At 29.5% G+C, this 16,666-nt stretch carries 13 protein-coding genes and 1 pseudogene; 4 read left to right on the forward strand and 10 right to left on the reverse strand.

Annotated features, from left to right (window positions below; all coding sequences use genetic code 11):
- The first annotated feature begins 357 nt into the window (after nt 1–357).
- Together BR82_RS0100005 and BR82_RS0100010 are read left to right on the forward strand one after the other, a co-directional pair.
- Nucleotides 358–879, forward strand: coding sequence for a GNAT family N-acetyltransferase (locus BR82_RS0100005; protein WP_027088445.1), 522 nt, complete (start codon nt 358–360; stop codon nt 877–879).
- Nucleotides 880–927: 48 nt separating this feature from the next.
- Nucleotides 928–1,326 (forward strand): SRPBCC family protein, encoded by a 399-nt coding sequence (locus BR82_RS0100010; protein WP_027088446.1) that lies wholly within the window; start codon nt 928–930, stop codon nt 1,324–1,326.
- A 391-nt stretch (nt 1,327–1,717) separates the two neighbouring features.
- Here BR82_RS0100010 and gap read toward each other — a convergent pair whose 3' ends face one another.
- Nucleotides 1,718–2,734, reverse strand: coding sequence for a type I glyceraldehyde-3-phosphate dehydrogenase (gene gap, locus BR82_RS0100015; protein WP_027088447.1), 1,017 nt, complete (start codon nt 2,732–2,734; stop codon nt 1,718–1,720).
- 216 nt (nt 2,735–2,950) lie between these two features.
- Here gap and BR82_RS0100020 point away from each other — a divergent pair, with 216 nt between their 5' ends.
- Nucleotides 2,951–3,523, forward strand: a complete 573-nt coding sequence (locus tag BR82_RS0100020) for an ATP-dependent Clp protease proteolytic subunit (RefSeq protein ID WP_027088448.1) — start codon at nt 2,951–2,953, stop codon at nt 3,521–3,523.
- Between the two features lie 303 nt (nt 3,524–3,826).
- Here BR82_RS0100020 and BR82_RS17535 read toward each other — a convergent pair.
- The 5 genes and pseudogenes from BR82_RS17535 to BR82_RS0100045 form a co-directional block, all read right to left on the reverse strand.
- Nucleotides 3,827–3,985: pseudogene (locus tag BR82_RS17535) on the reverse strand (GNAT family N-acetyltransferase); the annotation flags it as partial.
- 194 nt (nt 3,986–4,179) lie between these two features.
- Nucleotides 4,180–4,527: a DNA-directed RNA polymerase subunit delta gene (rpoE, locus tag BR82_RS0100030; RefSeq protein ID WP_027088449.1), complete on the reverse strand. Its 348-nt coding sequence runs from the start codon at nt 4,525–4,527 to the stop codon at nt 4,180–4,182.
- A 13-nt stretch (nt 4,528–4,540) separates the two neighbouring features.
- Entirely contained in the window at nt 4,541–6,202 is a 1,662-nt protein-coding gene (gene argS, locus BR82_RS0100035) for an arginine--tRNA ligase (protein ID WP_027088450.1), read from the reverse strand.
- Between the two features lie 124 nt (nt 6,203–6,326).
- Nucleotides 6,327–7,847 (reverse strand): cardiolipin synthase, encoded by a 1,521-nt coding sequence (gene cls, locus BR82_RS0100040; RefSeq protein WP_027088451.1) that lies wholly within the window; start codon nt 7,845–7,847, stop codon nt 6,327–6,329.
- Between the two features lies 1 nt (nt 7,848).
- Nucleotides 7,849–8,229, reverse strand: a complete 381-nt coding sequence (locus BR82_RS0100045; RefSeq protein WP_240474468.1) for a DUF1934 domain-containing protein — start codon at nt 8,227–8,229, stop codon at nt 7,849–7,851.
- A gap of 55 nt (nt 8,230–8,284) precedes the next feature.
- On the opposite strand from BR82_RS0100045, the gene BR82_RS0100050 reads away from it, so the two are divergent.
- Complete coding sequence (locus BR82_RS0100050; RefSeq protein ID WP_027088453.1) at nt 8,285–10,162, forward strand: transglycosylase domain-containing protein; 1,878 nt, start codon at nt 8,285–8,287, stop codon at nt 10,160–10,162.
- Between the two features lie 9 nt (nt 10,163–10,171).
- On the opposite strand, the gene BR82_RS0100055 is transcribed toward BR82_RS0100050, so the two are convergent.
- From BR82_RS0100055 to BR82_RS0100075, 4 genes are all read right to left on the reverse strand, one after another.
- Nucleotides 10,172–11,401, reverse strand: coding sequence for an HD domain-containing protein (locus tag BR82_RS0100055; RefSeq protein WP_027088454.1), 1,230 nt, complete (start codon nt 11,399–11,401; stop codon nt 10,172–10,174).
- Between the two features lie 219 nt (nt 11,402–11,620).
- On the reverse strand, nt 11,621–11,824 hold the full coding sequence (locus BR82_RS0100060) for a hypothetical protein (RefSeq protein WP_027088455.1): 204 nt from the start codon (nt 11,822–11,824) through the stop codon (nt 11,621–11,623).
- Nucleotides 11,825–12,049: 225 nt separating this feature from the next.
- Complete coding sequence (locus tag BR82_RS0100070; protein WP_027088457.1) at nt 12,050–12,709, reverse strand: hypothetical protein; 660 nt, start codon at nt 12,707–12,709, stop codon at nt 12,050–12,052.
- A 271-nt stretch (nt 12,710–12,980) separates the two neighbouring features.
- The gene (locus BR82_RS0100075; protein ID WP_027088458.1) at nt 12,981–16,628 is read right to left on the reverse strand and encodes an MBL fold metallo-hydrolase; all 3,648 of its coding nucleotides are present in this window, start codon (nt 16,626–16,628) and stop codon (nt 12,981–12,983) included.
- Nucleotides 16,629–16,666: the final 38 nt, after the last annotated feature.

The raw sequence follows: 16,666 nt of genomic DNA on the forward strand, positions 1-16,666 counted from the left end.
ATGTCCAGTAGAACCACAGGTACATTTAAATTTATTAAGATCTAATGATCTTACATCATTATCATAAGAGTTTTGAGAATAACTGTTGAAAGAAAGTGTTTTAAATGTTATCATAATCATGTACAAGACATACATATGTTTTTGGAAAAAAGGAAGGTAGGACTGCAATCTAATGATCCTTTCTTTTTTTGTATGCCGATCTCCTTAAACATAATAATAAAACAGCTGAGATAATTTGCATATTAATTTATCAAATTATTTCAGCTGTTTTTTTATATTTATTAATTTAATTTGATTTGTTCCTGTCTTTTTTTGTTTATATAATGTGCTAATCAACAATTTGAAGGGTTACATTATATGATTAGAAAAGCAACATTCAATGATATTGAACAGGTTGAAGATATTTATAATGAGCATTTTAAACACGAGATTGAATATGGCGCATTTACAGTATTTAAAAAAGGGATATATCCTACCAGAAAAGATACTGAAAAAGCTATAAATGTTGGAACATTATATGTGTACGAAAAGGCAGGCAGTATTGCTGCTAGTATAATTATAGATAATGTACAGCCGATAGAATACGCAGGAATTATCTGGGGACAAACTTTAACAGATAATGAAGTAATGGTTATTCACTTGCTTATAGTTCGCCCAAGTATGTCAGGAAAAGGAATTGCATCATCTCTTATGCGTTATGCTATGGAAATGGCAAAGAATAATTCTTGTAAAGTATTGAGACTTGATACTGGAAGTCAAAACATTCCTGCAATATCGCTATATAAGAAATTAGGTTTTCAAGTCATTGCGACAGCTTCTATGAAAATAGGTAATACCATAGCCCACAAAGATCATTTATTTCTTGAAAAAGTGTTATGAGCAAATTTTAGTTTATGAGAAAACTAAAATTTGAAAGGAAGTGTTAAAATGGTAACTTCAAATATAAAATGTATTCTCAATAGCGATATTTATAAAGTTTGGAAAATTATTTTAGATATTGATAAATATAGTATGTGGCGAAGCGATTTAAGTAAAGCAGAAATAATAGATGATAATAAATTTATCGAGTATACTAAAGAGGGATATGCTACTTCCTTTACTATTACATTTGTAGAACCGCATAAACGATGGGAATTTGATATGGAAAACAGTAATATGAAAGGACATTGGATTGGTATTTTTACTTCTAAAGGAAATGAAACACAAATAGATTTCACAGAAAATGTAATTTTAAAAAAATGGTTTATGAAGCCATTTGTAAAATCGTATTTAAAAAAGCAACAGACACAATTTGTTTTGGATTTAAAGAAAGCATTGAATCAATAGCTTCCTGTTTAATAATTTCATATCCGTATAAATATTTATATTTAACGCTTTTATCGTATAAAAAAGGACACCTCTTATTTTGGGTTCTTACTCGATAATGGGTAATTAAAAATAAGAGATTTCAAAAAATGATCATATTTAATAATCATTTAAGAAATCTCTTTTTAATGTTTACCTTAAAGTAAGAAAGAACCTTATTTTGGTGTCCATCTTATTTTTAGCGTCATATCAAGGCTCATTCAATCGTAGTAAAATAAATGAATTTTGTAATTTCAAATTCTCTGAAAATGTAATATTCATACAAATAATCTCAAATTACATATAAAACTTATATTAAATAATAACGAAAAAGACTAGTCAATGACTAGTCTTTGCATTAAGTTTCAATTAATTATTTTGTTAATTCAGCAAAATATTTGATTGTTCTAACCATGTTAGAAGTATATGAATTTTCATTATCATACCATGCAACAGTTTGAACTTCAGTAGTACTATTATCTAATGGTTTAACCATAGTTTGAGTTGCATCAAATAATGATCCATAAGTAATTCCAATAATATCAGAAGATACTAATGGTTCTTCAGTGTATCCAAATGATGGAGTTGTTGCTGCTTTCATAGCTGCATTTACTTCATCAACTGTAACTTCACCTTCAACAACTGAAGTTAAGATTGTAGTTGATCCAGTAGGAACAGGTACACGTTGAGCTGAACCAATTAATTTACCATTTAATTCTGGGATTACTAATCCAATAGCTTTTGCTGCACCAGTTGAGTTAGGTACAATATTTACTGCAGCTGCACGAGCTCTTCTTAAATCACCTTTTCTATGAGGTCCATCTAACACCATTTGATCTCCAGTATAAGCATGTACTGTTAACATGATACCAGATTTGATTGGTGCTAATTTATTTAAAGCATTAGCCATAGGTGCTAAACAGTTTGTTGTACAAGAAGCTGCAGAGATAATAGTATCATCAGCAGTTAAAACACTTTCGTTTACACCAAATACAACTGTTGGTAAGTCATTTCCTGCTGGTGCAGAGATAACAACTTTTTTAGCTCCTGCATCAATATGAGCTTGAGATTTAGCTTTAGAAGTATAGAAACCTGTACATTCTAATACTACGTCTACTCCTAATTCACCCCAAGGTAATTTTGAAGCATCTGCTTCTGCATAAATTTTAATTTCTTTACCATCTACTGTAATAGATCCTTCACCAGCTGAAACTGTATCAGCTAATGCATATTTACCTTGTGCTGAATCATATTTTAATAAATGTGCTAACATTTTTGGATCAGTTAAATCGTTGATTGCTACAACTTCATATCCTTCAGCACCAAACATTTGTCTGAATGCAAGACGTCCAATACGTCCAAATCCATTAATTGCTACTTTTACTGCCATTCTTTATATTCCTCCTTGAATGTTCTTTATGAACATATTATATTCCAGAAATTAAAGAAAAGCAACTAATGAAATGGGTTTCATTAAAAAAATAATTAAAAATTAAATTTCATCATAAATAAAATCAAAAATATAACTGATTTCATTTCAATTAAATAAAAGATAAAATGAATAATTATTTTTTTAATCACTATACTTAAATATGGAGGTAAGATAATGCATTTAATTCCTACTGTAATCGAAAAGACAAATCAGCGTGAATATGCCTATGATATTTATTCACGCCTTCTAGAAGATCGAATTATTTTATTAACTGGTACCATCGATGATAAAATGGCCAGTAGTATTGTTGGTCAATTATTATATTTAGAATCTATTGATAGTAGTGCTGATATTTTTATGTATATTAACTCTCCTGGAGGCAGCATTAATGCGGGAATGGCTATTTATGATACCATGAATTTTATTAAATGTGATGTTTCTACTATCGTTATTGGAATGGCTGCAAGTATGGCTGCTTTTATACTTAGTTCCGGTTCTAAAGGAAAACGTTGCAGTCTGCCTAATAGCGAAATTATGATTCACCAGCCTTTAGGTGCTTTTGAGGGCCAGGCGAGCGATATTGAAATCAATGCTAAGCGTATTTTAAAACAAAAAGAGAAGTTAAATAAAATCTTAAGTCAAAATACAAATCAGCCTTTAAATAAAATAATTATAGATACTGATCGTGACTATTTTTTAGAACCAGCTGAAGCTTTAAAATACGGTCTAATTGATGAAATAATATAAAAGACATCGAATTCGATGCCTTTTATATTATCTTTGTGTTTCTACACTGATATGCCAATAAACAAGATAACCAAAAAATACCACCTGGTAACCAAAAAATAGCAAAATGATACCATTTTAGTTTTATTCCTTTGAACTGACTTAACATACCATATTTCCCTTCTATATCTCATCTATATAATAAAAATTTATCAACGTATTTTTTCTCATAAAAATAACAGCATTCTGTATCATAAACCCATTTTTTGATAAAAATCAACACTATAAAAACCTTTTCCTGTCAATAACATAAAACTATCAACTTCATTTACTTTTTTTTTCAAGTAAAGTTAACATTTTACCACCAATCCCCATCCTTTGATAATCTGGATCAACATAAAAATCTTCAATCATTAATGCAATATCTTCAACATAAGTAACTATTTTTCCACACATAACAGCTACTTTAGTATTTATCAAATAAACATAGCATCTTGTATATTTACCATCATCTAATTGTTCTACCCTTTAAAATGCTTGATAATAATCCCACTCTTCATTCCAAGGAGCAGCTTTAAATGCTTTAATTAGTAATTTAGCAATTGCTTCATAATCATCTATAGTTATTTTTCTGATCATTTCTCTTTACCTATAAAAAAGCAAAACCTAAGTCCTGCTTAATTATAATCATCTTCAATTGTTGAATCCACATCTTCTTCCGGTTCTTCAGATACATCTTCTTCATCATCAGCATAGATATCATTCATGTCGATATGAACATCACTAAATTTATGACGACTTCTTAAATCCCAATTATTTTCACCTACAGTGATAAAGCGCCCATCTAAAGTAATATTAGTATAGAATAATGATTCTTTATCATCTTTTTCTGTTTCATCAAACTTCTTCATTTGACAAACTTCTTCCCATAATTTATAGAAATTAACTGCAGATCTCTTTTTAGACATTAATTCAAATGCAACATCAACCATAGACATGTTATAATATTTATTCATACTATCCATTTTAACGATCCTCCTACATTTTTTCTGGAGCACTTACTCCAATCAAATTCAAAGCATTAGCCATTGTAATTCTTGTAGCCTCCACTAATGCTAATCTTTGTCCACTTAATTCAAGATTATTTTCATCAATAACATAGCATTCATTATAAAAACTATGAAATAATTGGGCTAATCTTTGAATATAATTAGCAATTTTATGTGGTGCTCGATTTATCGCTCCATCAATAATTACGTTTTTAAATTCATTAATATGCTTAACTAATTCAATTTCTTTATCATTAACTAATAAATCAAATTTATCACTGTAAACAATATTAGTTTTAGCCGCCTGTACTTTAATTGAACACATTCTAGCATGCGCATATTGAGCATAGTACACCGGATTTTCATTTGATTTTGATTTAGCTAAAGCAATATCAAAATCAAATGGTGTATTAGCTGCTTTAGAAACAAAGAAATAACGTGTTGCATCAACCCCAATTTCTTCGATTAAATCTTTTATCGTTACAGCATTACCAGTTCTTTTTGACATTTTAACTGGTTCTCCATCATTCATCATTCTCACCATTTGAATAATATCAATGTTTAATTGATCAGCATTATATCCAAGAGCCTGGATTGCAGCCTTCATTCGATTAATATATCCATGATGATCAGCTCCTAATAAATCAACTAAATATTCATAGCCACGGTCTAATTTATTTAAATGATAGGCAATATCTGGGGTCAAATAGGTATATGATCCATCTCTTTTAATTAAAACTCGATCTTTATCATCACCAAATTGAGTTGATTTAAACCATAATGCGCCATCTTCTTCATAAGTATATCCGGCTTGTTTTAACTTCTCGATCGTTGGTACAACTTTATTTTCTTCATACAAAGAAGTTTCTGAAAACCATACATCAAACGAAACTCTAAACTCATTTAAAATATCTTTGATTTTTTGTAATTCATACTCAGTTCCCTTAGCTCTAAAAAACGAAATTGCTTCATCTTCTGGCAAATTTAAATACTTATCACCATCAACTTCTTTAATTTTATTCGCAATATCAATTATATCCTTTCCATGATAACCATCTTCTGGCATTATTGCTTCTTGATTAAAAGCTTGTTTATAACGTGCATATAAAGATAATGCTAAATTATAAATTTGATTTCCGGCATCATTTATATAATATTCACGTGTTACATCATAACCAGCCGCACTCATGATTCGACAAATACTATCACCTACTGCAGCACCTTTAGCATGACCTAAGTGTAAATCACCAGTTGGATTTGCTGAAACAAATTCAACATTATATTTTATTCCATTACCATAATTGCTTTTACCATAGTTATCTTTTTCTTCTAATACTTCTTTGATGACAGATGTCATTGCATCTTTAGCTAAAAATAAATTTATGAACCCTGGTCCTGCAATTTCTATTTTTTCAATATTGGCTGTTTCTCTATCTAATGACTCTACTATTGCATTAGCAATTTCACGTGGATTTCTTTTTAATAACTTTGTTAACTGCATCGCTAAATTTGTTGAATAATCGCCATGTGCTTTATCTTTAGGAATCTCAATTATAATATTTTCCTGATCATATTCTTCTACAAATCCACATGCTATTATCGCATTTTTCAACGCACTTTTTAAAGTCGTTTCTATCTTATTGATTGCCATTATTGTCCTCCTTACGTTTTTACCACATATCTTAATTAAATTACCATTAAACCCGCATGAAGTCAATGTTTTTAAAACAATTTATCTAAATACTTTATCTATTAAAATCTATAAAATAAAAGCTCTACAATAGTGGTGCAAATAATCTCAGTATCGCCTCTAACCAGCCTCTAAAGCGACCGCGTTTAACATCAGCTATAGTCATTTCTTTTCCTAGGGCTATTGTTTTTAAAAAATCCTGCTTGATATCATTGATAACTGATGCGTTATAAATATAAACCCCACATTCAAAATGTAAATACAGACTGCGATAATCCAAATTTATTGTCCCTACCGTTGCCACTTTATCATCACAAACAAAATTTTTAGCATGAATGAATCCCGGTGTATATTCATAAATTTTGACTCCTTCATTGACCAGTGGCTCATAATAAGAACGAGTTACTTTAAATACTAGTTTTTTATCTGGGATTCCAGGTGTTATTATCCTTACATCAACACCACGTTGTACTGCTAAACAAAGAGCGTTTTTCAACTCATCATTAATAATCAAATATGGTGTATCAATATATATATATTTTTGTGCTTGATTTATCATATTCAAATAAACATTTTTTCCTACTGGTTTATTATCAAGCGGCGAATCTCCATATGGTAAAATAAAACCTATTGCCTTTACTGATTCAAGTGGATAATGACGAGGATGATATTTATCATAATCCTCATATGTATTTAAAGAAGCATTCCAGGTCGTTAAAAACATCAAAGTTAGATTCCATACAGCTTCACCACGAATCATTACCCCGGTATCTTTCCAATGCCCATATTTAACACGAACATTGATATATTCATCAGCTAAATTAAATCCGCCACTAAAGCCAACATTTCCATCAATAACGGTAATCTTGCGATGATCACGGGTATTCATCACTGCTGAAATGAAAGGTACAAAATGATTAAAAGCAATACATTTTATTCCATAGCTTTCTAAATGCTGATAATATTTAAACGGCAGCATCGTCAAAGAACCCACATCATCGTACATAAAACGTACTTCAACACCTTCTTTAACTTTTTGCTTCAAAATATTTAAAACTGTATTAAACATCTTTCCTTCTTCAACAATAAAATATTCCATAAAAATAAAATGTTTTGCTTTGCTTAATTCCTCTAATAAATCCGGATAAGCTTCATCACCTAATGAATAATACTTAATTTCACTATTATTATAAATAGGAAATTTTTCATTCACTAAATAATTTACTTGTCCTTTAATAATAGGATCATCTATTTTATCTTTTACATCATTAAAATAAATATAAGGCTTAATAGCTTCATTTTGATTATTAAAAGCTTCTTGTAATCCCTTTGTTGGTTTTTTATTCCCAAAAACAATATACAACAAACCGCCAAAAACCGGAAAAGATAAAATCGGTATCAGCCAAATAATCTTATATCCTGGGTCATCGTTATCATTATTGATAATATATAAAGTCACAAATATACTTAAAATCGTAAATAACCAGCGCAATGTCCTTGAATCAATAAAAAGAAAATGCATAAACAATGCTACCCATATCATCTGAATTACAATCAAAATAAATGATATTACTATGCGATTAGATAAAAACTTTAATAATTTCATTTCAACTCTCCAATACTGAATAAGATATCATCATGTAAACTTGACTAACTAAATTTAATCCTTCATACAACTCATACTTTATCTTAATAGTGTTACCCGCCTCATAATGAATGAGCCTTGTCTTTAAAGAAATTACCCCATAATCTGTTTGATAATCATTTAAAACATCTTCATTTAAAACAAGGTGTAAAATACCCTTACCATTATGTAAAACTATTTCATTTGTTTTGATTTCTATTTTAATTTGTCGATCTTTTACAAAACTAATAGCTTTATAGCCATTAAATTCTTCTAAATAACCATTTTCATCAAATTTAATAACTTCTTGATGATCTTCATATTTAAAAATATTTCGATATTTGATCTTAATTAACTTTTTCATTATATCACCGTGCATATTATAACACAAATTCGTCAAGAATACTTTTGGTGAGATAATGAAAAAATTAATAAAAATACTAATAACTATTTTAGCAAGTTTTACAGGTATTCTTTTATCTTTATATATTATTGCTTATTCAATGGGAGAACCAGATTTAAATAAAAATCGTTATTTAAAACTATATGATAATAATCAAGAAATTTACTATCAGTCAATTAACGATTATGCTGGTCATTATGTCACGTTAGATAACGTAAGTAGTTATTTTAAAGATAGTATCGTTGCTATTGAAGATCAACGTTTTTATAAACATCGCGGCTTTGATCCCATTGGTATCATGCGGGCCATTAAAGTTAATCTTACAAATCAAAAAAAATCTCAAGGGGCTAGTACTATCACCCAGCAGTATGCTCGTTTACTATACTTAACTAATGAAAAATCATGGTCTAGAAAAATGAAAGAAGCTTTCTTAACAATGCAGTTAGAAACTCATTTAAGTAAAGATGAAATATTAGAAGGATATGTAAATAATGTATATTTTGGTCATGGTATTTATGGAATTGAAAATGCTGCCCAATACTTTTATGGTAAAAGTGCCAAAGATCTAGATCTAAATGAAAGTAGTATGTTAGCGGGGGTCGTTAACGGCCCTACTTACTATTCGCCTCTCAATGATCAAGAAGCTGCTCGTAAAAGACAAGCAATTGTTTTAGATGCTTTGATTGATTGTCATAAAATAACTAATGAGCAAAAAGAAAAAGTGTTAAAAAGTGATCTTAACCTAGCCTCTGAACACAAAGTAGATGAAAATCTCGCTAACAATTTTTATAAAGACACAGTTATTGATGAACTTGAAGAACTAGGTTATTACAACAATACCTATTTAAATCAGGGATTAAATGTCTATACTACTTTTAATCAAGATTATCAAAATATACTTGAAAAAAGTGCTAAAAATTATACTAAAGATAGTGAGGTTGAAACGTCTAGTATTGTTGTAGAACCTTATACAAGTAAAATTCTAGCTTTGATTGGTGGAAAAGATTATTCAAGTTCTCAATTTAATCGGGCCACTAAATCCAATCGGCAAATCGGCAGCACTGTAAAACCTTTATTATACTATCTTGCACTAGAAAATGGTTTTACCCCAGCAACTACATTTCTAGATGAACCAACGACTTTTAAACTCGAAGATAATAGTACTTATAGTCCTAGTAATTATAATGATAAGTATGCATACAAAGACATTACTTTAGCTCAGGCTCTGGCTGTATCTGATAATATTTTTGCAGTTAAGACTCACTTATTTCTAGGTACCGAAAATCTTGCAACATTAATAAAAAAATTTGGTATTGAAAATGTTAAAACTAATGCTTCCCTAGCATTAGGTACTGTTAATACCAACATTTATAATCTAGCTAATATGTATAATGCTATTGCCAGTGAAGGAATTTATAATCATCTCTATACAATAGAAAAAATAACTAATAATAATGGTGATATTCTTTATCAGCATAAATCCAAAAATGAAAAGATGTTGAATCAAGATAGTTGTTTAGTTTTATCGCAGCTTTTGACCGGAAGTTTTAACAGTGTATTCAGTACTTATTTACAAGCAACGATGGCAGCTTATCAGCTAGATAATATCAATGCCTGTAAAACAGGCAGCACTGATTTTGACAATCTTGCAGTTGCATATAATCCTAACATTCTAGTCGCCAGCTGGGTAGGATATGATGATAATCGCAAAATGGAGACTACAAACGATAAAACGGTTGCTAAAAAGACAGTAGTTGATGTTTTAAATTATACTAATGAAACTAAAGAAGTTACCTGGTACCAGCCTTCTAAAAACATTCAAGAAATTGCTATTAATCCCTTAACTGGGGATTTTGATGAAAATGGTGTTGTTTACTGGTTTAAAAAAACGTAATCCTGAATCTTATGATTCAGGATAAAATATTTTATGATCTATTTTATTCTTTTTTGAATTAATTATTGCTCCAACAATTTCTGATACTTCTGGTAAAGCTTTAGTTTGATGATTTATTAAGATCTCAATTGCTTCTGTTTCATCATTATCATAATACAAATATGGAATTTGGCTTTGATCATCGCTAACAACATAATAGCGGGGATCATAGCCTTTTTTTTCATATCGAGCCATCATCTTTAACTTTTCATCACTATTATTTAAATCACGATATATAAATAATTTTCGATTTAAAAAACGATTACATAAATCGGCCAATATTTTATCTTTCCCTTCACTTAAAAACCTAAAATAATATAATACGATATTTTCATCTAAATTTATATAATCAACCACATTTACTTTTCCTTTTAAAAAAGGCTCTAAATAACGAATCTCTCCAAAATCATATCCAGCAAGATAAAGATCTTTCATTCTTCTAAAAATACTAATCAACAATTGTTCATAACTTCTTGAAGTTGGATGATAATAAACCTGCCAATACATATGATATCTAGCTAAAATATAGTTTTCAATCGCCTGAACACCTGAAGCTTTATAAACAATTTTATTATTAAACACTTTCATGACCCTTAAAATCCGATATAAATCAAAATGTCCATAAGTAGTTCCCGTAAAATATGAATCTCTAAGTAAATAATCCATTCTATCAGCATCTAATTGACTAGAAATCATTTGAATCAAAATCTTATTTGGATGCGTTTTTGCTATCACACTGCTCACCTTTTTAGAAAATCCTGGTTCAAAATTTTCTAAAATATGATGTACTTCACTATCATTATTAATAATCTTAATCGTATATTCTTCATGATTAAATCCGAAAGCCTCTTCAAAACAGTGTGAAAATGGTCCATGACCAAGATCATGCAATAAAGCAGCACACATAACTGTCAATTTATCATAATCATTTATATAATCACCTATTTCACTATTAAAAATCATTTTACGCACGATAAAATAAACACCTAACGAATGACAAAATCTCGAGTGCTCCGCACTTTGATATACTTGATGCGTACCCCCTAATTGTTTTATTCTTCGTAACCGCTGCATTTCTTTAGAATTAATCAATTCTAATAAAACCGGCTGGTCTACATGAATATAATTATGAACTGCATCTCTAAATACCTTACTATCATTCAATTTTGTATAACTTAATTTATAAGCACTGGAATTCATTTTTACACCTCCTATAAACATTATTTTATTTATTATAATACAGATAACTAGTTTATGCTATAAGATTCATCTTAGATTCAACCAGATCAATTAGTATAACGATAAAAAGTATGGTTTAAAAATAATAACCATACTTTCTTATTTCTTTATAGACTTAAAATATTATTTATTCCACTATAATTTATAAACTTACTAACAGATTTTTAACTAAAACAATATTTATCGATCTTTTAAATATCTGTTTTTCAATAAGATTCGTAAGATTTGAAGCTGCATTGCAATACCCAATATTGCAAAACTCCAATTAATATGGGTTATAGGATCAAAATTTTTTCCAAAAACATAAAAACATCCGATTGATAATAAATTATGAAAATAAATGTTTATTAGATTTTTAGTACTCAAACGAACTTCTTTTGTCATATTTGCCTTCATCATCTTACTTTTTATGCCTGTTTTTCAATAAAATCCATAAAATTTGAAATTGCATTGCAACACCCAATCCCATATAATACCAATTAATATTTTTCGTGGAGTCTATCCTTTTTCCAGATAAATAAAAAAACGCTAGCGATAACAAATTAACAAAAAAAATATATAACAAAGTCTTACTACTCAAATGAACTTCTTTCATAATATTTCCTTTCTCTACACACTCGCTCTAGCGTTTGTCCAGTAAGATCCCGTTGCCCCAGTATAATCAGAATTCTTATAAACTGTAATATGATCTCTTAAATATCTGTATGAATCATCATGATAAGTATCTATTTTAAAATACACTTCTTTTTGATTATTTCCTCCTACTGCAGAAACAATTAGCGAAATTACTGTAACCGATGTACCTATAGGTGGCATAAGACCTAAAATTCCTGAAACAATTTCTCGTCCTTGTTTATCATAAGTACTTGAACATTTTATAGTATATGCATAATACCATGGTCCATTCATCCCAAATGGTTGAATTTCTTCTACATATTTTTCTATTTTTGCAACTTTTATTTCGTTATCAAAATATAAGTAGTTATCTTTTAAATCAATAGAATGAAATTCTCCATTAGATAAACTAATAAAACAAGCAAATTCCCCAGTCTGAACTATTTTTGTGACTTCATTCGTGATTAAATTAGTAATAATGGTCTCATTATCGTGTTTTTCTATTTTATATAATACATCATTAGATTCAATATATTCGATTGCTCCATCGATGTTCTCGTACGCTGAAACATCTAAAATAAAACATAGAAATAATAGTACCCATGCTAAGATAAAACATATTCCTTTTTTTAGGTTATTATAAATTATTTCCATCTAAAATTCTCCCCTTTTATATATCTGGTTATATAAATTCAAACATAAATACGTACAATTTTATTATCTATTTTTTACATAAATAAATGAAATAAACTTCTATATATACATAACAGTTTTATTAATTATTTTATCCCATTATGATTCTAATATTTAGTATTTTGAAATAAAATAATAAATTTAGACTATAAAGATTCCCTTAATACTATAAACTGTGTAGTCAAGAGTATCTCATCTTGACTTACACAATTCATATTACAAATTTTAAAAATTATTTCTTTCTTTTTTTGTTTGTTGCTAATACCATTGAAGCTAATGCTAATCCTGCTAATGAATAACCTAAACTTGTTGTATCTCCAGTCTTGATACTTACAGCTGTATCTCCTGATTTTACTGTGCTGCTTGTTGCATCTCCGTTTATTACAGGTACTTCTGGATCAACTGCTAATCCTTCAATTGCACTGTTCAATGCTGCTACAGCTGCTTCTACTTCTGCTTCTGTAGCTTCTGGATCATCTAATACTGCTTGGACACCATTTAATGTTTCTTGCAATACATTCCATGATTCAGCACTGTAACTTGCCGCATTTAAACCTTGAGCCTTATTAATTAGATCATTCAATAAATCTTTATTTGGTTTTAATCTCAAGTTCAAGAAGGCTTTTACTAATTCACTATATACTTCATCAACTTCATCCTGCATTGCATTAACATCAACCAATACAACATTTGCTTTTTCCAATACAGCTAACATATCAGACCATGATGATTCAATGTATTTACTTTCATCTAATCCATTGATTTGATCTACTTGTTTTTGTAATGCTGTTTTATCACCTTTAAAGAATTCTAACATCTGCATTACATCTGCTAGTCGATCAAAGGCATTATTTACTTCAACTTGTGCAGCTTTTTCGTTACTATATACTTCTCTTGCATTTGTTAAAGCTTCGTTGAATTCAGTTACTACAACTGGTACAACATTTTCCAAATCAGCTTTTTCAGCCATTTCAATAGCAATTGATAATGCTGTTTTATTAGCTTCTATCATAATTGATGTTTTAGCAATACCATTAGTAAATTGTAACATTACATTATGTTTTCCTTCATCTAATGTTTTTAAATATTCAGCATTAAGAATAATACTCATTGCATTTTCAGCAACTATATAATTATCTTTACTAACTACAACATTATCAACTAATAATGTTGTAAAACTATTTTTTTCACCATTACTTGTTATATTGATTCCATTAGAGTTTCCCTTTATCCAAGTACCATCCTGACCATCAATTATATCATATGCAGTCGTTAAATTATTTCTAAAAGTAATTGAGCATACATTGAGTACTTCTCGATCAGTTAAACCTTCACTTTGTAATTGGGCTGCTCTTTGAGCCGATACTACCTCACCATTTTCTACAATTACTAAACCTCCACTCCATGATGAATCAGCTTGAATTTGATCATAAGCATATTGTATCGCTGTAGCAACCCATGTTGCATACTCAGGATTATTTAAATATGGTGTATGTCCGCCAATATTATATCTTATTTCATTTTCAACAATATAATTGGCTGCTTTTTGAGCTCCTAATAACCAATTTTGAGCATTTGACATATAAAAATTAGTTCCCCCATATTGGATTTGAGCACCTAAAGAATCACCACTATAAATTACTTTATGAGTTAGATCTGCTAACTGTCCACCTCCTGGAGTATGTTCATTAGGAATTTCAATAAATTGGAACTCAACCCCAGCTACTGTAAATTTCTCCATATCTGACAATGTTTTAATAGGAAAAGCTGCAACAACATCAATTCCATTAACTCTAGCATGTGGTTCATTTTCTGGCCAATACATGGTTGTAATTTCTTTTAATCTTTCATCCTGAGCAATAATAGCAAGATTATCACAATGATCAAGATGATTATGAGTACAGAAAATCTTTAATGATTCACATTTATCACCAATAACACTTTTTATAACCCTATTTAATACATTTTGTCCATAAAAATCAACATCGATCATAAATGCTTCTTTTCCGTCTTTACTTACATAAATCATCGGATTTTCTAAATCTGTATTTCTAATCATGTACCATGTTCCAGCATCATCTTCCTTCATTTTAATAACAAAGAAATTACCATACTGTGTCGTTAAATCATGTTGATTTTGGTATGCATAATCAGCATCATATCCCATAACTACACCTGTGATTGAATCATGCATTCCTATATCGTATCCCCACCATCCATGAGCATCTATGTGAAATTTTAAAGTTACATTTCCTTCTTTACTAGTAGCTATAACATCTGTTCCACCTCGATATGTTTCAGTAGCAAACGCCTCTGTATCATAAGCAGAATCCCAATCATATTGTAAATCTGTAGTTGGGTCAAAATCATTAATTTGTTTTAACAAACCAACTAATTCATTAACATATGTGGCATCAACCATGTTACCTTTACTATCAATAATTGTATAACCTTCATTTTTATCTACTAATTCTTTTACTTGTAACACATTTGCATAATAGCTTAGCATATTATAATAACTTGTTCCTGGTTCATCAACACAATTTTTATATTCTGATACTAGATTAACACCTACTAATTGTACATCTACAGTTATTGTATTATTTTCGGCATCTTTTATTTTATTTATGTCTTTGACTGATAAATGTGATTTTAATGTAGTTGATATGTGCTGTTGTGTTTTAGTCCCATCAGCTTCATATCTTGGAATAATAATACTATTTAATGCTCTTTCACTACTACCTGTTTCTTCTTGAAGTTTTTTAATTGTAGCAATATTTCTCACATATATTCCAGGATAATATCCATCATTATTTAAATCAGCATCTAATGAATAAATTGCAGCATAATTACTATTTCCTCCAGCAGGAATAAAATCAGCATTGATTTCATAATTATCTGCAGCAATATTATTTAATAATGCTTGATATTCAAGTATATGCCATAATCCGACTTCTTGTACCGCTATACCATTAGAATGAGCATCGCCTTTTGCTTCCTGCCATCTATGACCTGTATAACAAGCTAAATCAGGCATATCTTTTACTATCTCAACTAACTCATCTACTCCTTTTTTAAAATCTACTAACTGATTTTCATCAGATTGTAACCAAACTGTACCTGATCCTAATGCATCACCACTAAATAAAACATGATCTTCTTCATCTAATAATGCACAAGATCCCTCAGTATGGGCTTTTAATCCATAAACAGTAAGAGTTCGATTTCCAACATAAATCTTATCATTATCTTCAAAAGTCTCAATTTTACATTCACCATCTCTAATTACTGAGGCTAAGGAAGATAAATCATCTTTATGAATTTTAATAACGACATCCTGTCCTAATACTTTATAGCCATTTCTAGTTTCGTCACGAAATAGTCCTGTATGATCACCATGACTATGAGTAATAACAGCTGAAGTAATTCCATTTGGAGCTAATGCATTAAAAATTTCTTTTAATATATTATCACTAAAATGACTACTATAATCTTCTCCATTTCCCCCATCAATAATATCTGCACGATTATCACCAATAACTAAATAGATAGAAGCTCCATTATTAGTAGGACCATCTGCTACATAAGCTGCTGTACACTCATCAATATGATAAATATCATGTTGTAATTTTGTAATACGCATTTGTTTAGTAGAATCATCTAGATCTACAACATCAAAATAATAACCTGGTTCAGCAGTTTTCATAGCTTCTAAGCTGTTTACTGCAAATTTTCCTGTGCTATCATAATCCGTTGTATTTCCTAATACAACATCGCCTTCATTAAGAACATCTTGTGCAAAAACATTAGATACTATATTAGCACTACTACCTAATACCATAGTCGTTATTAAAAATAAATTTCCTATTTTTTTCTTCATAATTACCTCTATTCCTATATATTTGTCTTTATTAACCA

The sequence above is a fragment of the Thomasclavelia saccharogumia DSM 17460 genome (assembly GCF_000686665.1).
GTDB lineage: Bacteria > Bacillota_I > Bacilli_A > Erysipelotrichales > Coprobacillaceae > Thomasclavelia > Thomasclavelia saccharogumia.

Bases quoted from the DNA above. Each gene is read 5' to 3' on its own strand.
- BR82_RS0100005 (WP_027088445.1), top strand. From the start codon at position 358: ATGATTAGAAAAGCAACATTCAATGATATTGAACAGGTTGAAGATATT.
- BR82_RS0100010 (WP_027088446.1), top strand. From the start codon at position 928: ATGGTAACTTCAAATATAAAATGTATTCTCAATAGCGATATTTATAAA.
- gap (WP_027088447.1), bottom strand. From the start codon at position 2,734: ATGGCAGTAAAAGTAGCAATTAATGGATTTGGACGTATTGGACGTCTT.
- BR82_RS0100020 (WP_027088448.1), top strand. From the start codon at position 2,951: ATGCATTTAATTCCTACTGTAATCGAAAAGACAAATCAGCGTGAATAT.
- rpoE (WP_027088449.1), bottom strand. From the start codon at position 4,527: ATGGATAGTATGAATAAATATTATAACATGTCTATGGTTGATGTTGCA.
- argS (WP_027088450.1), bottom strand. From the start codon at position 6,202: ATGGCAATCAATAAGATAGAAACGACTTTAAAAAGTGCGTTGAAAAAT.
- cls (WP_027088451.1), bottom strand. From the start codon at position 7,847: ATGAAATTATTAAAGTTTTTATCTAATCGCATAGTAATATCATTTATT.
- BR82_RS0100045 (WP_240474468.1), bottom strand. From the start codon at position 8,229: ATGAAAAAGTTAATTAAGATCAAATATCGAAATATTTTTAAATATGAA.
- BR82_RS0100050 (WP_027088453.1), top strand. From the start codon at position 8,285: ATGAAAAAATTAATAAAAATACTAATAACTATTTTAGCAAGTTTTACA.
- BR82_RS0100055 (WP_027088454.1), bottom strand. From the start codon at position 11,401: ATGAATTCCAGTGCTTATAAATTAAGTTATACAAAATTGAATGATAGT.
- BR82_RS0100060 (WP_027088455.1), bottom strand. From the start codon at position 11,824: ATGACAAAAGAAGTTCGTTTGAGTACTAAAAATCTAATAAACATTTAT.
- BR82_RS0100070 (WP_027088457.1), bottom strand. From the start codon at position 12,709: ATGGAAATAATTTATAATAACCTAAAAAAAGGAATATGTTTTATCTTA.
- BR82_RS0100075 (WP_027088458.1), bottom strand. From the start codon at position 16,628: ATGAAGAAAAAAATAGGAAATTTATTTTTAATAACGACTATGGTATTA.